Source organism: Streptomyces sp. NPDC054794 (assembly GCF_053611585.1).
In genome coordinates, this window is record NZ_JBSHAQ010000073.1 from 1 (window position 1) to 19,218 (window position 19,218).

At 71.3% G+C, this 19,218-nt stretch carries 24 protein-coding genes and 1 pseudogene; 15 read left to right on the forward strand and 10 right to left on the reverse strand.

Translation table 11 applies throughout. The features are described from left to right. Window positions 1-52 precede the first annotated feature (52 nt). The 4 genes from ACWGKT_RS43540 to ACWGKT_RS43555 form a co-directional block, all read right to left on the reverse strand. Window positions 53-817, reverse strand: coding sequence for an SDR family oxidoreductase (locus ACWGKT_RS43540; protein ID WP_453278046.1), 765 nt, complete (start codon window positions 815-817; stop codon window positions 53-55). A gap of 156 nt (window positions 818-973) precedes the next feature. Further along, window positions 974-1,831 carry a sigma-70 family RNA polymerase sigma factor gene (locus tag ACWGKT_RS43545; RefSeq protein WP_453278047.1) on the reverse strand — a complete coding sequence of 286 codons (858 nt, stop codon included), beginning with the start codon at window positions 1,829-1,831 and terminating at the stop codon, window positions 974-976. A 189-nt stretch (window positions 1,832-2,020) separates the two neighbouring features. Then, on the reverse strand, window positions 2,021-2,482 hold the full coding sequence (locus ACWGKT_RS43550; RefSeq protein WP_356144511.1) for a carboxymuconolactone decarboxylase family protein: 462 nt from the start codon (window positions 2,480-2,482) through the stop codon (window positions 2,021-2,023). Window positions 2,483-2,896: 414 nt separating this feature from the next. Then, complete coding sequence (locus ACWGKT_RS43555; RefSeq protein WP_453278048.1) at window positions 2,897-3,847, reverse strand: ACP S-malonyltransferase; 951 nt, start codon at window positions 3,845-3,847, stop codon at window positions 2,897-2,899. A gap of 229 nt (window positions 3,848-4,076) precedes the next feature. Here ACWGKT_RS43555 and tpg point away from each other — a divergent pair, with 229 nt between their 5' ends. Further along, window positions 4,077-4,631, forward strand: coding sequence for a telomere-protecting terminal protein Tpg (gene tpg / locus ACWGKT_RS43560; RefSeq protein ID WP_453278049.1), 555 nt, complete (start codon window positions 4,077-4,079; stop codon window positions 4,629-4,631). A 220-nt stretch (window positions 4,632-4,851) separates the two neighbouring features. Continuing rightward, window positions 4,852-5,742 carry an NmrA/HSCARG family protein gene (locus tag ACWGKT_RS43565; protein ID WP_453278050.1) on the forward strand — a complete coding sequence of 297 codons (891 nt, stop codon included), beginning with the start codon at window positions 4,852-4,854 and terminating at the stop codon, window positions 5,740-5,742. Window positions 5,743-5,765: 23 nt separating this feature from the next. On the opposite strand, the gene ACWGKT_RS43570 is transcribed toward ACWGKT_RS43565, so the two are convergent. After that, window positions 5,766-6,587 carry an SDR family oxidoreductase gene (locus ACWGKT_RS43570; protein WP_453278051.1) on the reverse strand — a complete coding sequence of 274 codons (822 nt, stop codon included), beginning with the start codon at window positions 6,585-6,587 and terminating at the stop codon, window positions 5,766-5,768. An 85-nt stretch (window positions 6,588-6,672) separates the two neighbouring features. On the opposite strand from ACWGKT_RS43570, the gene ACWGKT_RS43575 reads away from it, so the two are divergent. After that, the gene (locus ACWGKT_RS43575) at window positions 6,673-7,272 is read left to right on the forward strand and encodes a TetR/AcrR family transcriptional regulator (RefSeq protein ID WP_453278052.1); all 600 of its coding nucleotides are present in this window, start codon (window positions 6,673-6,675) and stop codon (window positions 7,270-7,272) included. Between the two features lie 193 nt (window positions 7,273-7,465). Here ACWGKT_RS43575 and ACWGKT_RS43580 read toward each other — a convergent pair whose 3' ends face one another. Further along, the gene (locus tag ACWGKT_RS43580; protein ID WP_235454221.1) at window positions 7,466-7,978 is read right to left on the reverse strand and encodes a PadR family transcriptional regulator; all 513 of its coding nucleotides are present in this window, start codon (window positions 7,976-7,978) and stop codon (window positions 7,466-7,468) included. Between the two features lie 89 nt (window positions 7,979-8,067). On the opposite strand from ACWGKT_RS43580, the gene ACWGKT_RS43585 reads away from it, so the two are divergent. Then, entirely contained in the window at window positions 8,068-8,628 is a 561-nt protein-coding gene (locus ACWGKT_RS43585) for a hypothetical protein (RefSeq protein ID WP_453278053.1), read from the forward strand. Continuing rightward, window positions 8,625-9,932, forward strand: a complete 1,308-nt coding sequence (locus tag ACWGKT_RS43590; protein WP_453278054.1) for a carotenoid oxygenase family protein — start codon at window positions 8,625-8,627, stop codon at window positions 9,930-9,932. Before ACWGKT_RS43585 ends, ACWGKT_RS43590 begins: the two co-directional genes overlap by 4 nt. Window positions 9,933-9,962: 30 nt before the next feature. On the opposite strand, the gene ACWGKT_RS43595 is transcribed toward ACWGKT_RS43590, so the two are convergent. Next, window positions 9,963-10,733 (reverse strand): TetR/AcrR family transcriptional regulator, encoded by a 771-nt coding sequence (locus ACWGKT_RS43595; protein WP_453278055.1) that lies wholly within the window; start codon window positions 10,731-10,733, stop codon window positions 9,963-9,965. Between the two features lie 143 nt (window positions 10,734-10,876). Here ACWGKT_RS43595 and ACWGKT_RS43600 point away from each other — a divergent pair, with 143 nt between their 5' ends. Both ACWGKT_RS43600 and ACWGKT_RS43605 read left to right on the forward strand, forming a co-directional pair. Further along, window positions 10,877-11,908, forward strand: a complete 1,032-nt coding sequence (locus ACWGKT_RS43600; protein ID WP_453278056.1) for a medium chain dehydrogenase/reductase family protein — start codon at window positions 10,877-10,879, stop codon at window positions 11,906-11,908. 32 nt (window positions 11,909-11,940) lie between these two features. After that, a complete protein-coding gene (locus ACWGKT_RS43605) occupies window positions 11,941-12,465 on the forward strand; it encodes an SRPBCC family protein (RefSeq protein WP_453278057.1) in 525 nt (174 codons plus the stop codon). Between the two features lie 92 nt (window positions 12,466-12,557). Here ACWGKT_RS43605 and tnpA read toward each other — a convergent pair. Further along, window positions 12,558-12,926: pseudogene (gene tnpA, locus ACWGKT_RS43610) on the reverse strand (IS200/IS605 family transposase). Window positions 12,927-12,949: 23 nt separating this feature from the next. Here tnpA and ACWGKT_RS43615 point away from each other — a divergent pair. From ACWGKT_RS43615 to ACWGKT_RS43650, 8 genes are all read left to right on the forward strand, one after another. Continuing rightward, entirely contained in the window at window positions 12,950-14,194 is a 1,245-nt protein-coding gene (locus ACWGKT_RS43615; RefSeq protein ID WP_453278058.1) for an RNA-guided endonuclease InsQ/TnpB family protein, read from the forward strand. Window positions 14,195-14,497: 303 nt separating this feature from the next. Next, on the forward strand, window positions 14,498-15,091 hold the full coding sequence (locus tag ACWGKT_RS43620; RefSeq protein WP_453278059.1) for a lamin tail domain-containing protein: 594 nt from the start codon (window positions 14,498-14,500) through the stop codon (window positions 15,089-15,091). 180 nt (window positions 15,092-15,271) lie between these two features. Then, window positions 15,272-15,577, forward strand: coding sequence for a hypothetical protein (locus ACWGKT_RS43625; RefSeq protein WP_453278060.1), 306 nt, complete (start codon window positions 15,272-15,274; stop codon window positions 15,575-15,577). A 129-nt stretch (window positions 15,578-15,706) separates the two neighbouring features. Then, window positions 15,707-16,159, forward strand: coding sequence for a DUF3995 domain-containing protein (locus ACWGKT_RS43630; RefSeq protein ID WP_356144537.1), 453 nt, complete (start codon window positions 15,707-15,709; stop codon window positions 16,157-16,159). Next, window positions 16,149-16,661, forward strand: a complete 513-nt coding sequence (locus ACWGKT_RS43635) for an RNA polymerase sigma factor (RefSeq protein ID WP_453278061.1) — start codon at window positions 16,149-16,151, stop codon at window positions 16,659-16,661. The genes ACWGKT_RS43630 and ACWGKT_RS43635 overlap by 11 nt, the downstream gene beginning before the upstream one ends. Further along, complete coding sequence (locus ACWGKT_RS43640; protein ID WP_356144541.1) at window positions 16,658-17,110, forward strand: hypothetical protein; 453 nt, start codon at window positions 16,658-16,660, stop codon at window positions 17,108-17,110. The genes ACWGKT_RS43635 and ACWGKT_RS43640 overlap by 4 nt, the downstream gene beginning before the upstream one ends. Window positions 17,111-17,159: 49 nt before the next feature. Then, entirely contained in the window at window positions 17,160-17,399 is a 240-nt protein-coding gene (locus tag ACWGKT_RS43645) for a hypothetical protein (RefSeq protein ID WP_356144543.1), read from the forward strand. Further along, window positions 17,399-17,776 carry a fic family toxin-antitoxin system, toxin component gene (locus tag ACWGKT_RS43650; RefSeq protein ID WP_356144545.1) on the forward strand — a complete coding sequence of 126 codons (378 nt, stop codon included), beginning with the start codon at window positions 17,399-17,401 and terminating at the stop codon, window positions 17,774-17,776. Before ACWGKT_RS43645 ends, ACWGKT_RS43650 begins: the two co-directional genes overlap by 1 nt. Before the next feature lie 35 nt (window positions 17,777-17,811). Here the strand turns inward: ACWGKT_RS43650 and ACWGKT_RS43655 are convergent, their stop codons facing one another. Together ACWGKT_RS43655 and ACWGKT_RS43660 are read right to left on the reverse strand one after the other, a co-directional pair. Next, on the reverse strand, window positions 17,812-18,099 hold the full coding sequence (locus ACWGKT_RS43655) for a hypothetical protein (RefSeq protein ID WP_453278062.1): 288 nt from the start codon (window positions 18,097-18,099) through the stop codon (window positions 17,812-17,814). A 165-nt stretch (window positions 18,100-18,264) separates the two neighbouring features. Continuing rightward, window positions 18,265-19,143 carry an SDR family oxidoreductase gene (locus ACWGKT_RS43660; protein WP_453278063.1) on the reverse strand — a complete coding sequence of 293 codons (879 nt, stop codon included), beginning with the start codon at window positions 19,141-19,143 and terminating at the stop codon, window positions 18,265-18,267. Between the last annotated feature and the right edge of the window lie 75 nt (window positions 19,144-19,218).

Genomic DNA, 19,218 nt, shown 5'->3' on the forward strand with positions numbered 1-19,218 from the left:
GGAGGAACCTCTCCGGCCGGCGCCGCCGCTCTCTACGTCGTGCACCCCGAGGTCAGCCGAGCAGCGTGCCGCCGGTGGCGTCGATGAACGCGCCGGTGATCCAGCGCGAGTCCGCCGAGGCGAGGAAGGCCACCACGTCGGCGATGTCCTCGGGCTGACCCACCCGCTTGAACGCCGACATCTGCGCCATCTGCTCCACGGCCTTCGGGTTGCTGAAGATCGGGCTCTGGTTGTTCGTACGGCCCGGCGCCACCGTGTTCACCGTGATGCCCCGCGGCGCCACGTGCAGCGCCAGGTGCAGGGTGAGCTGGTCGACCGCGCTCTTGGAGATCGCGTACGCGATCTGGTCCGGCTGCGAGCTGCGTGTGATGCCGGAGGAGATGTTGACGATGCGGCCACCGTCGGGAATCAGCGCCAGTGCGCGCTGCGCGACGAAGAACGGCGCCCGGGCGTTGACGGCGTAGTACCGGTCGAACAGCTCCGGCGTCACGTCCTCCGGCAGGGTGGGCGGTCCGCCCACGGCCGCGTTGTTCACGAGGATGTTCAACGACGTGGCGGAGGTGCGCTTTTCGAGCTCCTCCTCCAACGCGCCGAACAATGCCTCCACGGTGGATACGTCACTCAGTTCCGCGCCGACCGCGAAAGCCTGTCCGCCGTCCTTCTCGATCTCCTCCACGACCTCCTGCGCGGCGTCCTGCGAGGTCGCGTAGTGCACGGCGACCAGCGCACCGTCGTGTGCCAGCCGGCGGGCGATACCACGGCCGATGCCGCGGCTGGCCCCGGTCACGAGCGCGGTCTTGCCATCGAACCTGCCCAAGGCGAACGACCTCCCGAGGAATGGAATATCCGGCGCCGAATGCCGCCCGCGCACCAATCTACGGTCCCTCGAATACAGTCGTGAAATGCCCGCCGCCGAATTCCGCCCGGCCTTGAGCGAGTTCCCACCCGTTCCCGCCCGAGGCGGCCTCGAGGCTCAGTCCAGGAGAGCCAGTTCCATGGTGCGCAGCTGCTCGGGATCGCTTATGACATCGACCTCGACGATCTTCCCGCCCGCTATGTCGAAGGTCATCGCTCGGAATTCGCCGTCGTCCTGCTGGGCCAGAACTCCGGGCAGCCCGTTGATGAGCGCCAGCTGCGCGGCCTGCGCGAACGGCGCGAACGTCGCCGCCCCCCGGGCGACGGCCAGGGCGCCGCGCGCGACCGGCAGTCCGTTGGACCGGGCCACGGCGTCCGGGTCCAGTACGGTGACCAGCGCGTCGAAGTCACCGTCGCGCGCGGCGGACAGGAACGCCTCCACCACTTCCCGCCGCTGCGAGGCGTCCGTGTCCGCAGGCGTCCCGCCCCGCACCCGGCGCCGCGCACGGCTCGCCAGCTGCCGGGCCGCGGCCGGGGTGCGCTCCACGATCGGCGCCACTTCGTCGAAGGGCACGCCGAACAGGTCGTGCAGCACGAACGCCAGCCGCTCGGCGGGGTCCAGGGATTCCAGGACCACCAGCAGCGCCAGCCCCACCGAGTCCGCCAGCAGCGCGTGCTCCTCGGGGCTGTCGTCGTCCTCGTGGAAGGCGGCGACGGCCGGTACCAGCGTCTCCAGGGAGTCCTCGCGGCGCGCCCGGCGCTGCCGCAGCATGTCCAGGCACACCCGGCCGACCACCGTGGTCAGCCAGCCGCGCAGATTCGCGATGTCACCCTCGTACGCCCGGCTCAGCCGCAGCCAGGACTCCTGCACGGCGTCGTCCGCCTCGGCCGTCGAACCGAGCATGCGATGGGCGACGGCCCGCAGATGCCCCCGGCTCTCCTCGAAACGTTCCGCCAGCCAATCACGCTCGTCCATCGGACACCTCCCGGACGTCCCGCCCGCACACCACCACCTGCCGCCGCTTCCCGGCCGGCGCCGACACGGGCCGGGAAACGGCGGACGGCCGGACGCGGACACCGCGCATCCGCGCGGCTGTCGCATCCGGCCGACCAATACCGACGTTCAGTCGGCCACTTCCGGCCTGCGGCCGGGTACTGCCGACGTTCAGCCGGCCAGCGACTGTGCGGGCTGACGCGAGGTCGGCATCAGGCGGTGCCACAGGTTGTTCACACCGGTGGCGAGCAGGATCCCGGCGAGCTCCTGGTCGCTGTAGTGCTTGGCCGCCTCGGCCCACACGTCGTCCGAGACCGGGTCAACGGTGTCGGCCAGACGCGTCGCGGCCTCCGCGAGGGCCAGCGCGGCACGCTCCTCCGGCGTGAAGAACGGGGCGTCACGCCAGGCCGAGACGGTCGCGACCCGCTCGGCGCTCTCGCCGGCCGCCGTCAGGTCACCGGCGTGCTTGTTCACGTTCCAGCTGGACCCGTTGATCTGGCTGGCGCGCAGGTAGATGAGGTTGATCAGCGTGTCGGACAGCCCGGTCTTCTTCACGGCCTCCCCCAACGCCAGGAGCGCGGGAAGGGCGTCGGGACCGGCGGCGATGGCGGGGTTCGGGATGCGGGCGGTCATGGTTCCTCCAAAATCCACGGGGTGCCTTTTCACTGGGTGCCTACTCACTGCACTGACGAGCCGGAGGGCGACAATGTGACCGGCGAGCGGAAAAACCTCCGCCGAGATCCGAAAAACCTCTGCCGAGACCCGGGTTGGGCGCATCCGGCACGCAAGCGGGACACGCCCCGGCACCCGGCCCCTCAGGCAAGCGTCCGCAGGAGACCGCCACCAGCATGCCCCAGCCCCCACCCCCGCGCGGCCCCGAAAAGTCCCTGCCCCACCCCGCCCCGACCAGCATCAAAGCGCTTCTCCGCCCACATCTGACTCATCCTCAAGTGCTTCTCGACCACGGAAGGCTGCGCGCGGTGGGCGAGGGGCGGGAGCACGCGGTGGGCAAGGGGAGGGACGGCGGGTTCGCAGTGGAGCGCGCGGTTACGCCGCGTCCCTCGTGGTCGTCTGCGCCAGTGCCGGCAGCCGCTCGGGGTCGTTCACCGTCAGCCGGTCGACCTGCGGGCTGATCCGCTTGGCCAGACCGGACAGGGTGCGGCCGGGGCCGACCTCGACGAAGGTGTCGCAGGACAGGTCGTCGGCCATCGTGCGCACCGACTCCGTCCACCGCACCGGCGAGGCGAGCTGACGCTCCAGCAACGCGGGCCACTCCTCGCCGCCCTGGTGCGGACGGGCGTCGACGTTCGCCACGACCGGGGCGTGGCCCGGCCGGAACTCGACGGTGCCGAGGACCTGACGGAACGACTCGGCCGCCGGCGTCATCAGGGGGGTGTGGAAGGCCCCGCCGACCGGGATCGACACGATCTTGGCCTTGCCGAGCAGTCCGCAGCAGCGCGCGAGGTCGTCCTCCGCGCCGGAAAGGACCGACTGCTGGGGCGAGTTGAGGTTGGCCACCCAGACCCGGCCGCCCTCGGCCCGCACCGACGCGGCCGCCTCCTCGACGTCTTCCACCGCCGGGCCCAGGATCACCGCCATCGTGCCGGGCTCGGCCGCGCAGGCCGCGCGCATCGCCGCTCCGCGCGCGGCGACCAGACGGACGCCGTCGTCGAAGGAGAGGATGCCGGCCGCCACCAGCGCCGAGTACTCACCCAGGCTGTGGCCGGCGCACACCAGCGGGTGGACCGCCGTCGGCAGTACCTCGCTCAGCTCCTGGAAGATCACCATCTCCAGGGTGAACGTGGCGAGTTGGGAGTTGTCGGTGCGCCGCAGATGCGTCTCGTCGGCGTGCAGGAGCAGGTCCACCACGTCGCGGCCGGTGATCTCGGCGGCCCGCTCGGCCAGGGCCCAGCCCGCGCCGGCCACCCAGGCGCGGCCCATCCCGGGGTGCTGCGCACCCTGGCCGGGAAATGTCAGAGCCAAACGCTGACCACTCATATCGGCTGTCCCCCGCCTTCCTGGTAAGTCCGTGCCGGTCAGCGTGGCACCCCGCCCCGAAACGGCGATGGAGCGCGAATGGAGGCGGGCAGGAGGCGGGCGCAGGCGCCGCCCGCCACCTGCGCGTCCGGCGCCGCGAACCCGCCTGGTACAACGGGGTACGACGTACCCGCGGCCGGGACCGAAGGCCGCCGGACAGCGCAGCGCACCGGGCAGGACGGACCACACGATGGCGGACATCAACGACAGCCTCGACGAGGCGGATGCGCGCCACTTCACCCGCCCGCTGCCGAAGTCGGCGCAGGCGCAGATGCGCTTTCTGGTACGGCAGCTCAAGGGCACCAGAGCGGTCGCGGACCTGCTCGGGATCTCCCAGCGCACGGTGGAGCGCTACCTCAAGGGCCAGTTGAAGCACCCGCGTCCCGCCCTGGCCGAGCGCATGCACCGCGAGGTCCGCCACCGCTGGCAGCCCCGTATCCGGGCGCGGGCCCGGCAGCGGGCGGCGACCACGGACGGCCTGTTCATGTCGACACGCGCCCGCTTCGGCTTCACGGCGGCACCCGGCACCACGGACGACCCCCGAGTCCGCCACCTCAACCAGGCACTGCCCCCCCAATACGCCGCCCGCCTCTTCACGGCCCAGGACGCGGGCGCCACCGAAACCCAACTCCGCGCCATCCTGGCCGAGGGCCTCGGCGAGATGTACTTCCGCGACCGGGGCCGCCGAGCCCAGGGCCTGGACGTGGAGTTCACCGACATCGAACAACTGGACCTGGACTTCTGACGCCCGAGCTCCCGCGCCGCTCGGCTCCTCCCCCTGCCACCTGCCACTGGTCATCGGTCACAGGTCACCCGCCACTCCGCGCCCGGATCGCACCCGCACCCAAAATTGACTGCGCGGCGCAGCGAAGTCTGGCTATTCTTATGCGTGGCGCAGCTAATGTGCCACGCAAGCAAGCGGAGCGGTCCTCCGCATCCCTCTCTCACGCACCCACGGGAAACCCATGTTCACCATCGCCGTAACCGGCGCCACCGGCGCCCAGGGCGGGGCCACCGCTCGGGCCCTGCTCGCCGCCGGGCACCGCGTCCGCGCCCTCACCCGCCACCCCGACTCGCCCGCCGCCGACGCCCTGCGGGCCTGCGGCGCCGACATCCACCGCGCCGACTTCGACGACCGGGCGAGCCTCGACGCCGCGCTCACCGGCGCCGACGCCCTGTTCGCGGTGACGACGCCCTTCGGCACCGACACGGATGTCGAGACCCGGCAGGGCCACGCCCTGGTCGATGCCGCGGTCTCGGCCCGCCTCGGCCACGTCGTCCTCACCTCCGCCGCGCACGCCGACCGCGGCACGGGCATCCCGCACTACGAGAGCAAGCACCTGGTGGAGCAGTACCTGCGCGCCTCCGGTGTGCCCTGGACGGTGATCGCCCCGGCGGCCTTCATGGACAACTACGCGAGCGGCTGGACCCTGGAGGGCATGCGCACCGGCACCTTCGCCTGGCCGATGCCCGCCGACCGCCCGCTCACCCTCATCCCCGCCACCGACATCGGCGAGTTCGCCGCGCTGGCCCTGCGGAGCCGCGACGACTTCGCCGGGCAGCGCATCGACATCGCCTCCGACGAGCGCACGCCCGCCGAGATGGCCGAGATCCTGACGACGGCGATCGGCGACCCGATCGCGCACCAGGAGGTGCCCCTGTCCTACGTCCGCACCTGCTCCGAGGACCTGGCGGCCATGTTCGAGTACTTCACGACCACCGGCCTCGACGTCGACGTACGCGGACTGCGCCGCGACCACCCCGAGATCGGCTGGCACACCTTCTCCTCCTGGGCCGCCGCCCAGGACTGGCCCGCCCTCCTTTCCGCACCCCAGGTGGAGCACGCACGGTCATGAGCCCGACCGGCGCCTGACCCCCCTCACCGGAAGGCGCCGGCATGGCGCGCCGCCCACGCCCCGAACGCGGCGGCCGGCCGCCCGAGCACCCGCTCGACGTCGCCGCCGACCCGCCGCTCCTCCTCGGTGGGCTCCCCGAGGATCGCCAGCGTGCCCTCCACCACCGCGGGCGGCATGAACCGGGCCAGCTGCGCGGACGCCTCCTCGCGCGTCTGCTCGACGAACCGCACCGGCTCCCCGATCGCCTCCGCGATGGCCGCGGCCCGCTGCCGAGGCGTGGTCGCCGTGGGCCCGGTCAGTACGTAGGTGGCGCCGTCGTGCCCGTCCTCCCGCAGCACCGCGGCCGCCACCGCGGCGACGTCGTCCGGGTCCACGAACGGCAGCCCCACCTCGGCGAAGGGAGCCGCGGCCGTACGGTGCTCGCGCACCGGCCCGGCCCAGGCGAGGGCGTTGGAGGCCATCCCGCCCGACCGCAGCACGGTGAAGGCGAGCCCGGAGCCGGCGACGGCCGCCTCGAACCGGGCGGCGTGCGCGTAGACCCCCGGCCGGGTCCCCACTCCCTGCGAGGACAGCAGCACCACGCGGGCGACCCCGGCCGCCGCGGCCCGCTCCAGGATCCCGACCGGGTCCTCGCCGGCCACCAGCAGGAACAGCGCCTTGGCCCCCTCCAGCGCGGGCACCAGGCTCTCCGGTTCCCCGAGATCGGCGGCGACGGCGCGCACCCCCGCCGGAACATCCCCGCCCCCGATCCCGCGCGCCACGGCGGTCACGTCCTCGCCGGCCGCCACCAGCATCCCGACCAGAGCCCGCCCCACGTTCCCGGTGGCACCCGTAACAACGATCACGACACTTCTCCCTGCTCGACTGAGTTAGTTGGCTAACTAACTCACACGCTAGCGGTCCACCTCCCCGCTGTCTATCCTCAGTCAGGTGACTGACTCAGAAGCCGCCGCGGCGGCCAAGGGCCCCCGGACCCCTCGTGGCGGCAAGCGCGAGCGCCTCGTAGAGGCCGCCGTGCGGGTCTTCCACGAGAAGGGCGTGGAGAAGACCACCCTCGGTGACATCGCCGGCGCGGCCGACGTCCCGCTCGGCAACGTCTACTACTACTTCAAGACCAAGGACCAGCTGGTCGAGGCCGTGGTGGCCGCCCACCACACCCAACTCGTCGCCCTGACCGCCCAGTTGGAAGAGCTCCCGGACCCCGCCGCCCGCCTGAAGGCCCTGATCGCCGGCTGGGTCGAGCAGCGCGAGACGGCGGCCCGCTTCGGCTGCCCCTTCGGCACCCTGACCACCGAGCTCGACAAACGCGACGACGGCCTGGACGAGTCCGCCGCCAAGGTCATGCGCGCCCTGCTCGACTGGACCGAGGCCCAGTTCACCGAACTGGGCCGCCCCGACGCCCCCGCCCTGGCCGTCGAACTCGTCGCCGCCTACCAGGGAATGTCGGTCCTCACCAACGCCCTGCGCGATCCCGACCTGATGACCACCCAGGGCCACCGCCTGCAGACGTGGATAGACACACTCCGCTGACAACGCGAGAACCCCCCTCCTGAATCAGGAGAGGGGTTCTGTTCGAGCGCCGGGCAGGCCTTGCACCTGCATCTCCCCGCAGGAAGCGGGACGTCTTTCCTTGGACCACCAACGCATCACCCACCACCCGGGTTTCCGGGTGACAAGCGCAAGATCACTGTATCCCATCTTCGGGTCGCCGCGCACCCGCCTCCTACCCGACCTGCTCCGCCGCCCACTTGGCCCAGTCGCGGCGCATGGCGTGGAAGCGCAGGCCGTACTCCAGGGCGATCCGGCCGTAGACCGAGAGGTCGTCGTCGTCCCAGTCGACGGCCTCGGCCAGCTGGTGCAGCTCCTCGTAGCCCTGCTCGGACAGGCCGGCCAGCTCGGCCAGGTACTCGTGCGCCTCCTCGGGCTTGAGCACCCCGAGGAAGAACACCCGCAGCAGCACGTCGCTGCGCGTGTTGCGCTGGGGCTTGGTCTCGGTCAGCCAGTGCCGCAGCTCCGCCAGGCCGTCGTCGGTGAGGGCGTACTCCTTGCGGCCGCGCGGTCCCTCGGCCGCCACGGTGATCAGTCCGGTGCCGGCCAGCTTGGTCAGCTCCGTGTAGATCTGGCTCTGCGTCGCCGGCCACACATTGGCCAGTGAGGTCTCGAACCGCTTCAGCAGGTCGTACCCGCTGGCGGGCCGCTCCGTCAGTAGTCCGAGCAGTGCGTGTCTGAGGCTCATGCCTCCACTCTACATTCCAACATTGACATGTCACTAGTAGACCTTCTACTTTTGACATGTCAGCAGAGGGACCCCGAACGGAGAGATCAATGTCCTACCTGCGTACGTTCCTGCCGTGGATCGTCTTCGCCGTCCTCCCGTCGGGAAGCTGGCAGTGGGCAGCCCTGGCCGCCCTGGTGGTCGCGGTGGCGGTCATGGCCCAGCAGGTACGGGCCGGTACCGGCTTCGACGCGCTGATCATCGAGCTGGGCTCGGCGGTCTTCTTCGCCGCATTGACCGTGATCGCGTTCGCCGACCCCCACTCGGGCGTCCACGACTACTCGGCGGCCCTCTCCTCGGGCACCCTGGCCGTCATCGCCGGCGTCTCGCTGGTCATCGGCAAGCCGTTCACGCTGGGCATCGCCAAGCGCACCACCCCGCGCGAGCTGTGGGACCTCAAGCCGTTCGTCCGCACCAACGTGATCATCACCGCCGTATGGACCGCGGCCTTCGCCCTGACCGCCGTCGTCCTCGCCCTGGTGGCCCACGCCGGCGACGCCCACTCCACGACCGCGACGGTCATCCAGATCGCCGGCTTCGTCGTCCCGATGCTCTTCACCGTCCGCTACATCGCCTACGTCCAGGCCAAGGCCGGCCAGGTGGCCCGATGACGATCCCGCGCCACCTGGCGGGCAACTACGCCCCGGTCACCGAGGAACTCACCGCGCACGACCTGCCGGTGACCGGCACGATCCCGCCCGAGCTGTCCGGCTGGTACCTGCGCAACGGCCCGAACCCGGCGGACGCCGCCTCCGGCCACTGGTTCTTCGGCGACGGCATGATCCACGGCCTGCGGATCGAGAACGGCCGGGCGGTGTCGTACCGCAACCGCTGGGTGCGCACCACCAGCTTCACCGACGGCGCCCGCATGTACGACGACCAGGGCCACCGCGACCTCACCGCCGGCCCCGCCAACACCCACGTCGTCCGGCACGCCGGCCGCACCCTGGCCCTGGTCGAGACGGCCCTGCCCTACGAGCTCACCCGCGACCTGGACACCAAGGGCCCCTACGACTTCGGCGGCCGGCTGCAGACCGCCATGACCGCCCACCCCAAGACCTGCCCGACCACCGGGGAACTGCACTTCTTCGGCTACGGCGTCCTGGAGCCCACGCACCTGACCTACCACCGCGCCGACGCCACCGGCGAACTGGTGCTCAGCAGGCCCATCGAGGTCCCCGGCCCGACCATGCTCCACGACTTCGCGCTCACCGCCGGGCACGTCGTCTTCCTGGACCTGCCGGTCGTCTTCGACCTCGAACTCGCCATGACCGGCCGGACGATGCCGTACCGCTGGGACGACGGCTACGGCGCCCGCCTCGGCGTCCTGCGCCGCGACGACCCGCACGGCGAGGTGCGCTGGTACGACATCGACCCCTGCTACGTCTTCCACATCCTCAACGCCCACGACACCCCCGACGGCCGCATCGTCCTGCACGTCATGCGCTACTCGGAGATCTGGCGCCGCACCGACCAGGGCATCAGCCCGCCCCAGGACGCGGTGCTGTGGTCCTGGTCGATCGACCCGGCGACCGGCACGGTCCGCGAGGAGCAACTCGACGACCGCCCGGGCGAGTTCCCCCGTACCGACGACCGTCTGACCGGCCTGCCCGCCGCCCACGGCCACATCACCGGCGACAACGCGCTGATCCGCTACGACCTGACCAGCGGCGCCACCACCGCGCACGATTTCGGCCCCGACCGCACCCCCGGCGAGGCCGCCTTCGCCCCCGCCACCACCGCGGCCGGCGGCCCCGGCTGGCTCATGACCTACGTCCACGACGCCGGCACCGACCGCAGCGACCTGGTCGTCCTGGACGCGGACGACCTCTCGGCACCCCCCGCGGCCACCATCCACCTGCCCGGCCGCGTCCCCTTCGGCTTCCACGGCAACTGGCTCCCCGACACCGACTGACCGGTGCCGCTCGCCCCGGGCGGCGGCACCTCAGCGGTCGAGCAGCCCGTCCAGCTCGGCCGCGAAGAACTGGGCGGCATCGAAGCCCATTCCGGTGAAGTGGCCGGCGAGTTCGAGCGAGACGACCCCGTGCAGCCGGCTCCAGAAGGCCAGCGCGCGCCGCAGGTCCGCGGGCGCGGCGCGGTGGCCGCCGTCCCAGCTCCGGTGCTCGGCGAGATGCGCCTCGAACGACTTCTCGTACGAGCTCTCGTACGCCTCTTTCTCGGCCCCGTCGTCGGCCCCCTCGTCGGCGTCGGCCGCCCCGCCCGGCCGTGCCGGCACGGCCACGGCCGCGTCGAGCAGGGTCTCCATGATCTCGGCGGCGATCGCGGTGACGTCGTCCGGCGCGTGATAGCCGGGCACGGGTGTGCCGTAGATGAGGAAGTACCGCTGGGGATCCGCAAGCGCCCAGCCGCGCAGCGCGTGCGCGAGCCCCGCGAGGTCGGCGCCGTCCGCCGCGGCGGCGCGGAAGGTGTCCGCCAGGCTGCGGTAGGCGTCGGTGACGAGCTCGGTGATGAGTTCGTCGCGGTTGCCGAAGTAGCGGTAGAGGGCCGGACCGGTCATCCCCATCTGCTTGGCGATGGCGTTGAGGGAGAGCGCGGAGGCCCCCGCGCCGGCGATCTGCTGCCAGGCGTGCTCCTTGATCTCCGTACGGACTTGAGCCCGGTACCGGTCCCGCGGGGACGCCGCGTTCCGCGCCACGGTCACCACCTTCTTCCTGGGCAGGCCTTCGTCGGCCTCGGTCGGCCGACACGACTCCATTGTGTTAGATCCTATCACTACCGTCAGACCCTCTAAAAAAAGTTCTCGCCACCTCTTGACGGGGTGGTGGTTCGACCCGCAGTCTGGTCACACCTTCCAGTTAGACCCTCTAACTCAAGCAAATCCATATAACGGAGGTCGTGATGAACGTAGTGGAGCGCGTCGAGGTGGTCCTGCCGGGCACGGTCGAGCCCGAGGAGCTGGAACTGCGCCGCGGCCCGGTCCCCGCCCCCGGCCCGGGCCAGGTCGTCGTCCGCATGGAGGCGACCGGCGTGTCCTTCGCCGAACAGCAGATGCGCCGGGGCCGCTACTACGACCAGCCCCCGTTCCCGTTCGTCCCCGGCTACGACCTCGTCGGCACCGTCCAGGCGGCCGGCCCCGGAGTCGAGCCCGGCCTCGTCGGCACCCGGGTGGCGGCCCTGACGAAGACCGGCGGCTGGGCCAGCCACGTCGTGCTCGACGCGGCGGACGTGGTCGAGGTGCCCGCGGGAGTCGGCGCGGCCGAGGCGGAGACCGCCGTGGTCAACGGCATCACCGCCTGGCAGATGCTGCACCGCAAGGCGCGCGTGCGGCCCGGCCACACGGTCCTCGTCCACGGCGCCAACGGCGGCGTCGGCTCCCTGCTCGTCCAACTGGCGCTCGCCGCCGGAGCCCGCGTCATCGGCACGGCCTCGCCCCGCCACCACGACGCGCTGCGCGCCCAGGGCGTCACGCCCATCGACTACCGCACCGAGGACATCCCGGCCCGGGTGCGCACACTGGCCCCCGGCGGCGTGGACGCGGTCTTCGACCACGTCGGCGGCCGCAGCGTGAGCGACTCCTGGGGCCTCCTCGCCCGCGGCGGCACCCTCGTCTCGTACGGCAGCGCCGCCACCCGCGACGACACCGGCTCCAAGCAGTGGCCCGTCCTCAAGCTCCTGGGCCGCGTCTGGATGTGGAACGCCCTGCCCAACGGCCGCCACGCCTACTTCTTCAACGTCTGGGCCGGCAAGGCCCTCTCCAAGAACCGCTTCCGCGCCCGCCTGCGCACCGACCTCACCCAGGTCTTCACGGCCCTGCAGCGGGGCGAGATCAGCCCGGCCGTCGCCGCCGTACTTCCCCTCGCCGACATCGCCGACGCGCTGCGCCTGGCCGAGTCCGGCACGGTCAGCGGCAAGGTCGTCCTGGTCCCGTAGTCCAACATCCCACCCCCGCCCAGGAGTTCACCATGCTCGCCACCCTGCTGGCGAAGGCCGCCGCCGTCCCCGCCGCCCTCGTCATGGCCGTCACGGCGGCCGGACCCCACCACCCCACGGGCATCGACCCCGACGCCCCCGTCATCACCCGCGACGACATCGTGATCCACGCCCCGCTTGACCGCGTCTGGAAGATCCAGACCGACGTGGAGGCCTGGCCCGCCTGGCAGCCCGACGTCACCGAGGTGACCAAGCAGACCCCGGGTCCGCTGCGCGCGGGCTCCGTGTTCGTCTGGTCGGTGCACGGCCTCAAGGACATCACCTCGACCGTCCAGCAGGTCCGCCCGCGACACCGCATCGTCTGGGGCGGCCCGGCCCAGGGCATCACCGCCGTGCACGTGTGGACCTTCACCCGGGCGCGCGACGGAGTGCACGTCCACACCGAGGAGTCCTGGTCCGGCGCCCCGGTCGAGTCCGACACCGCCGCACTCCAGGCGGCACTGGACGCCTCCCTGGACGCCTGGCTCCACAACCTCAAGGCGCGGGCGGAGCACTGACCCGGGGCCCGGGCTGTTACCGGGACTCTCGCAGAAAGCTCCGGCGTTCACGCCGGGGATGAATGCATCTCAAGGCTGCTCTGACGTGCGCCCTAGAGCGGACGTTGTTGCTGCTCGATGTCCTGGCGGACGATCGCCAACGGCGCTCCGCCGCACGATGCGGAGAAACATGAGGGTGACCACAGGTGCCCGTGCATGATGGCGTGGTTGATCCAGCCGGTGAACTCCTGCTGTATCCGGCGAGCGGAGACGCCATTGAGGCTGTTGACCAGCTTCGAGACGGCGACGTTGGGCGGGTGGTGCATCAGGAGGTGGACGTGATCGCGTTCGCCGTTGAACTCCTTCAGCTCCGCTTAGAAGTCCTCGCAGACCTTGCGCATGACCTCTTCGCGGCGCGTCAGCATCTCGTCGGTGAACACTCCACGGTGGTACTTCGTCACGAAGCCCAAGTGCACATACATCGCCGAAACATAGGATCTTGGGTGTGCAGCTCCGCTACAACTACCGGGCCCATCCGGACGCCTCCCAGCGCCGTGCGCTGGCGAGTGCCTTCGGGTGCGCCCGCGTGGTGTGGAACGACTGCCTGCGCGACCGGAAAGAAGCGCACGCGGCAGGACTGCCGTACGTGAAGTCGGCCGACCTGTCCCGACTTCGCATCACCCAGGCCAAGCGCACCGAGGAACGCGCCTGGCTCGCCGACGTGTCGGCGGTCGTCCTGCAACAGTCTCTGCGGGACCTGGACACCGCCTACAAGAACTTCTTCGACTCGGTCAAGGGTAAACGGCGGGGCCGCAAGGTCGGCCCTCCCCGCTACAAATCGAAGAAAGACACCCGGCAGTCGATCCGCCTCAACACCAACGCCTTCGCCCTTAAGGACGACGGCACGGTGTACGTGGCAAAGGTCGGCAGCCTCAAGGTCAAGTGGTCCCGTCTGCTGCCGGCCGCGCCCACGTCCCTGACCGTCACCAAGGACAGTTGCGGCCGGTACTTCCTCAGCTTCGTCGTGGACACCGAGCCGGACATCCTGCCTGAGGTGGAGGCGGAGTCCGGTGTAGATCTCGGGCTGTCCGCCTTCGCGGTCCTGTCCGACGGGCGGAAGATCGACAGCCCGCGCTTCCTGCGTCGGGCGGAGAAGAAACTCAAGCGTCTTCAGCGGGAGCTGTCCCGCAAGGCCAAGGGCAGCAAGAACCGGGCCAAGGCCCGCATCAAGGTCGCACGCCAGCACGCCAAGGTGGCCGACCGGCGCCGGGACTGGCACCACAAGGCATCCACACAGATCATTCGCGACAACCAAGCGGTGTATGTGGAAGACCTCGCGGTGTCCGGCCTCGGCCGTACCCGGCTTGCCAAGTCCGTGCACGACGCGGGATGGTCCGCGTTCGTCGGCATGCTGGAGTACAAGGCGGTCAAGCACGGCCGCACCTTCGCCAAGGTCGACCGCGCCTTCCCGTCCTCTCAGGTCTGCTCGGCCTGCGGATTCCGGGACGGGCCCAAACCCCTGCACGTCAGGGAGTGGACGTGCGGCGAGTGCGCCACCGCGCATGACCGCGACCACAACGCCGCACGTAACGTCCTCTTCGAAGGACGCCGAATCGTCGCCACCGGACGGGTGGAGACGCTAAACGCCTGTGGAGTGCCGGTAAGACGGGCACACATGCCCGCACAGCGCGGTGAAGCAGGAAGCCCCCGGAAGGGTCAGACGACCCAGGCCGGAATCCCTGGGCTTTAGGCCAGAGAGCACGTCAATTCCTTTCGGGTGAGGGCCCGGCGGCCCGGTCGCCCACGCGGGCAACCCGCCCCCACTGGGCGCCCAAACGGGATATTCGGCACATAGATGGGCTTTACAGGCAAGTGTCACAAATATGTGCGCGATTGGTAACAGAGCCCGAGTCACGCGCTCAACGCGGCGCCCGGGTCGGAGGGTGTGGCTGTGCGGCCACCCGGCCGCCACCCGCACCACACACCACCGGTGGCCCGCGGCTCGGACGCCGTACGCCCGGGGGTGTGCCCTCACCCTGCAAAGGGGGACCCCGTGTCCGTTTCCATTCCCCTGACCGTCCGCCGTCTGACCGCTGCCGCCGGCGTGGCAGCCGCCGTCGTAGGGGCGGTGGCACTGCCGGCGTCGGCCGCCGACCACCACGCGGCGACCCGGGACCGCGACCGCGTGGTCATCAGTGGCGTGCAGTACCACTCCCCGGGCCGCGACGACCGTTCCAACCGCTCCCTGAACCGGGAATGGGTCGAACTCACCAACAACAGCCACCACGACCTCAACCTGGACGGCTGGGTCCTGTCGGACGCGGACGGCCACCGCTACATCTTCCGCCACTACTGGCTGGACGCCCGTGGCTCGGTCCGCGTCCACACCGGCTTCGGCACGGACACCGAGAGGGACCTGTACCAGGACCGCCGCCGCGAGATCTGGGACAACGCCGACACGGCCACCCTCCGCAACGCCCGCGGCGACTTCATCGACGACACGTCCTGGGGCACCCGCCGCTACGACGGCAGCCACCGCCGCTACGACGACGACCGCTACGACCACCGCCGTTACGAAGGGGACCGCCGCCACGGCGACGGCCGCCACGAAGGGGACCGCCGCCACGGCGACGACGGCCGCGACTGACCGACCGACCTGCTGACCCGCGGACCCACCCGACGGCGCGCCACCCTCACGGGGGAGGCGCGCCGCCGCCGTACAACCGCCCGCACCCCCTGCTACGATCGATCACAGGATTTGAACACGTTCAAATCAGGCGTCCGCATGGGACGTTCACGTGGAACATCCACACAGGGGGAGAACCGCATGTCCGGAACAACCGCACCCCGACACCACCACCAGGACCACCGCGACGACACACCCGCCGTCGCACTGGGCCCCCTCTCGCTGATCCTCGGAGTGATCGCCGCCCTGGGAACCTGGCCCACGCTGGCCTTCTTCATGCTCCCGTGGTCGATCATCACCGGCGGCCTCGCGATCACCTTCGGCATCGCGGGCATCCACTACGCCCGCCGGGGCATCGGCGGGATGGGGACCGCCGTCGCCGGAACCACGCTCGGAGCGATCGGCCTGGCGGGTGTCCTCACGTTGCTCGGCGCGTTCGTCGTCTAGCCGGGTCCTGCCCGGGCGATCATTCCGGGCTCGCACGCCTCGGAAGAATTTCGCGCACCCGACGGAACGTTTCGCGCGGACGGCTCCTCTGGAGGGCGACGGATTCCCGAAGCCATCGCAGGAGGACCCATGTCGTACCGGCCCGACACCCCCGCTCCCACGCGCGCCGCCGCGCTCGTCACCTCGGTGCTCACCGTGGACGCCCTGCTCCACCTGTACTGGACGACGGGGGCCACCTGGCCCGCGGCCGACGACGGGAGCCTGTCCCGGGCGGTGCTCGGTACGGACGTGCCGTTCACGCCGCCGATCCTGCTCCCGCTCGTCGCCCTCCTCCTCACCGCCGCCGCCCTGGTCCTCGCCCAAGCCCGCCGCCCCCGCCACCTGATCCTGCGCCTCGGGACCCTGGCGGTGGCCGCGGGCCTCTCGCTGCGCGCCCTCGCGGGGATCTACTGGCTGTTCGCCGAGGAGACCGGCACCGCCTTCTACTGGCTCAACCTCGCGCTCTACACCCCGCTGTGCGCGGTCCTTGCCGTGGCCGCCCTGCGCGTGGCGCGGTGGAAGGATCAGGCCCGTGCCCGATGAGCGACCCGACGACCGAACGGTCCGGCTCGTGCGCTCCGCCCAGCGCGGCGACACCCTCGCCATGGCCGAACTCCTGGACCTCCTCGCCCCGTTCGTGGTCCGGGTCTGCACGCCCATCGCCCTGGACCAGGGGCCGGACGCGGCGCAGGAGGCCCTGGTCGCGGTCTTCAAGTCGCTGCGCACCCTGAAGAAGCCGGCCGCCCTGCACGGCTGGGTCCGTGCCATCGCGGTGCGCGAGGCGGTCCGCACCGCGCACCGCGCCGCCCGCACCGTACCGGCCGACCTCAGCGCGCTCCCGGCCCGCGGCGACCCCCAACTCGGCGCCGACATCAGGGACGTACTGGCGCGGCTGTCACCCGAGCACCGTGCGGTGCTGATGCTGCGCGACCTGGAGGGCCTGGACGAGCGCACCGCCGCGGCCCTGCTCGGTGTGCGCACCGGCACCGTCAAGTCGCGGCTGCACCGGGCCCGCGACACCTTCCGGAAGGCGTGGACGTCATGAACGAGCTCTGGCCCACCACCGACCTCGACCCCGTACGCCGCCTGCACGCCCTCGCCGCCGGCATCCGCGGCGCCCACGTGACCGAGGCACACGTCGACGCGCCCTTCGAGCGGGTCTGGTCCCTGCTGGGCGACCTGGAGGGCGGGTTCGGACAGGTCGTGACCGACATGGAACGGCTGCGCGTGGTCCGCCGGCAGGGCGAACGCGTCGAGGCGCTGGCACGCAGCAGGTACGGGATGCGGGCCCGGCTGCGCGGAGTCCAGCGGCCGGGCTGGTGCTGGCTGCAGAGCCGGTTCCTGCTGATCGGCGTGGCGGCCACGCCCGAAGGCCCCGGCACCCGGGTCGCGTTCACCGGGGGCGTGCGGCTGCCGGCCCGCGCCGCCCTGATCCCCCTGGGCGTACGGCGCGAGGGCGACCGCAACGTACAACGGCTCACGGACCTGCTGTGAGCCGTCCGCGGGCCTCCCGCCACCTGGTAACAGCTGTTACCATCGGGCCATGGCGAAGACACAGCTGGGCGCACGCGTCGACGATGACATCGCGGAACTCGCCAGGGCCCGCGCCAAGGACCGCGGCCTGAGCGTCGGCGACTACATCGCCTCGCTCGTACGGGACGACACCGACGGCCTGCGCCAGCGCGGCCTGGACGCCGCACGCCGCTTCCTCGACGAGCACCAGGCGGTCTTCGACGAGGCCGAGGACGCCGACCGCCACGCCCCGGGAGCACACGCCGCCTGATGGACCTTCACATCGACGTCCCCTGGATCCTCCAGGTCGCGGAGATCGCCGGCGCGGGCGATCCGTCCCCCGACGACTACGGGGTACCGGTGGCCGCGGTCGCCTGCCACCAGGCCGAACTTCTGGACCAGCCCGTCTACGACGGCCCGTACGCCAGGGCCGCCGCCCTGGTGCACGTACTCGGCCGCTGCCGCTGGCTGGAGCGCTCCAACATGGCGGTCGCCGCGGCGACGGGCGTGATGTACCTGGAAGCCTCCGGCATCCCGGTCAAGCCCACCCGCGAGGACGCGGTGGCCCTGCGCGACCTGCTGCGCGACCCGTCCTGCACCGCCGCGAAGATCGCGGCCCAACTGCGCACCTGGCCGCAGCCCACCTGAACCACGGATCCGTGGTCGGACCACAGGATCCGAGGTCAGCCGCGGTTGATCATCGCGAGCGTACGGTCCACCTGGATCGGCAGGACCGCCAGCCAGGTCGGTCCTTCGCCGGACTCGCACTCGATCACCACGGCGTCGTAGGGGATCACCCACGATTCGAACCCCTGAGCCTGGCGAGTGCGGACAGGGCGCAGATCCGCCGGGAGTTCCCGAAGCCGCGCCCACGGCCAGCGCGGCTCCCATGCGAACTCCCCGGCGTTGGCCCACACCCAGCCGATGGTCCACCGGAAACCCGCCTCCGGCCGCTTGGCCGAGACCGGCAAGCGAACCCTGCGCCCCTCATCGGCCCGAGCCAGGGCTCGCCGCACTCGCCTGTGGTGGTACAGCGCCCCGAACAAGACGCTCAGAAGAGCACAGAGAAAGCTTGTCATCCGCGCAGTCAAACAGCCGGACGAGTGATCGCCAAGAGATCCGGAAGGATCAGTTCCTCAGCCGAAGTAGTGGCCCTTGTCCAGGTCCTCGACGAGTCCCGGCCGGGCCGGCCGCCACCCGAGCAGCTCGCGGGTCAGCGCGCCGGACGCCGGCTGGTCGACCGCGAGGATCTGGCCCAGGAAACCGAAGTCCTCGGCCGGTACGGAAGCCGTGGGCAGCCCCAGGTGCCGCCCGATGACCTCGGCGATCTCCCGAACCGGCACGCCCTCGTCGCCCACCGCGTGCAGCACCGATCCGGCCGGGGCCTGCTCCACCGCCAGCCGGAACAGGCTCGCGGCATCCAGCACGTGCACCGCGGGCCAACGACCGCTCCCGTCGCCGACATAGCCGGACACGCCCTTGTCACGGGCTGTGGCGATCAATCGGGCGATGAAGCCGTGATCGCCGTCGCCGTGCACCGTACGGGGCAGCCGCACGACGGACGACCGCACACCGCGCTCCGCCATCTTGAGCACCGCCCTGGCGGTCGCCTCCCGTCCCGCCGCGGGTGAACCGGGCGCACTTTCGTCGCGTTCGCTCGCCACGCTGCCGGGTACGGCCGGCGTGCCGGAGGCGATGACCAGCGGCTTGCCGGAGCCCTCGACGGCGGCGCCGATCGCCTCGACGGCACGCGCGTCGGTCTGTATCGAGGCCGCGAACCGGGTGAAGTCGTGGATGAAGGCGAGGTGGACGACCCCGTCGCAGCCGGCCGCCCCGGCACGCAGGGCATCCAGGTCCTCCAGGTCGCCGCGGAGCACCTCGGCTCCCATGGCGGCGACGGCGGCGGCCGAGGAGTCCGACCTGGCCATCCCGAGGACCTGGTGCCCCGAGCCGATGAGTTCGGGTACGAGCGCCGAGCCGACCCACCCGGACGCACCTGTGACGAATACGCGCATGACAGAACCCTCCGACCGCTGACGTCAGTAACTGTCATCACCATAGCTCTGATGTCAGTAACTGTCATCACGTAT

What these genes read in the sequence shown, in the direction of transcription:
- ACWGKT_RS43545 (WP_453278047.1), bottom strand. Translation starts at nt 1,831, where the DNA reads ATGGACGAGCGTGATTGGCTGGCGGAACGTTTCGAGGAGAGCCGGGGG.
- ACWGKT_RS43550 (WP_356144511.1), bottom strand. Translation starts at nt 2,482, where the DNA reads ATGACCGCCCGCATCCCGAACCCCGCCATCGCCGCCGGTCCCGACGCC.
- ACWGKT_RS43555 (WP_453278048.1), bottom strand. Translation starts at nt 3,847, where the DNA reads ATGAGTGGTCAGCGTTTGGCTCTGACATTTCCCGGCCAGGGTGCGCAG.
- tpg (WP_453278049.1), top strand. Translation starts at nt 4,077, where the DNA reads ATGGCGGACATCAACGACAGCCTCGACGAGGCGGATGCGCGCCACTTC.
- ACWGKT_RS43565 (WP_453278050.1), top strand. Translation starts at nt 4,852, where the DNA reads ATGTTCACCATCGCCGTAACCGGCGCCACCGGCGCCCAGGGCGGGGCC.
- ACWGKT_RS43580 (WP_235454221.1), bottom strand. Translation starts at nt 7,978, where the DNA reads ATGAGCCTCAGACACGCACTGCTCGGACTACTGACGGAGCGGCCCGCC.
- ACWGKT_RS43585 (WP_453278053.1), top strand. Translation starts at nt 8,068, where the DNA reads ATGTCCTACCTGCGTACGTTCCTGCCGTGGATCGTCTTCGCCGTCCTC.
- ACWGKT_RS43590 (WP_453278054.1), top strand. Translation starts at nt 8,625, where the DNA reads ATGACGATCCCGCGCCACCTGGCGGGCAACTACGCCCCGGTCACCGAG.
- ACWGKT_RS43595 (WP_453278055.1), bottom strand. Translation starts at nt 10,733, where the DNA reads ATGGAGTCGTGTCGGCCGACCGAGGCCGACGAAGGCCTGCCCAGGAAG.
- ACWGKT_RS43600 (WP_453278056.1), top strand. Translation starts at nt 10,877, where the DNA reads ATGAACGTAGTGGAGCGCGTCGAGGTGGTCCTGCCGGGCACGGTCGAG.
- ACWGKT_RS43605 (WP_453278057.1), top strand. Translation starts at nt 11,941, where the DNA reads ATGCTCGCCACCCTGCTGGCGAAGGCCGCCGCCGTCCCCGCCGCCCTC.
- ACWGKT_RS43625 (WP_453278060.1), top strand. Translation starts at nt 15,272, where the DNA reads ATGTCCGGAACAACCGCACCCCGACACCACCACCAGGACCACCGCGAC.
- ACWGKT_RS43630 (WP_356144537.1), top strand. Translation starts at nt 15,707, where the DNA reads ATGTCGTACCGGCCCGACACCCCCGCTCCCACGCGCGCCGCCGCGCTC.
- ACWGKT_RS43640 (WP_356144541.1), top strand. Translation starts at nt 16,658, where the DNA reads ATGAACGAGCTCTGGCCCACCACCGACCTCGACCCCGTACGCCGCCTG.
- ACWGKT_RS43645 (WP_356144543.1), top strand. Translation starts at nt 17,160, where the DNA reads ATGGCGAAGACACAGCTGGGCGCACGCGTCGACGATGACATCGCGGAA.
- ACWGKT_RS43650 (WP_356144545.1), top strand. Translation starts at nt 17,399, where the DNA reads ATGGACCTTCACATCGACGTCCCCTGGATCCTCCAGGTCGCGGAGATC.
- ACWGKT_RS43660 (WP_453278063.1), bottom strand. Translation starts at nt 19,143, where the DNA reads ATGCGCGTATTCGTCACAGGTGCGTCCGGGTGGGTCGGCTCGGCGCTC.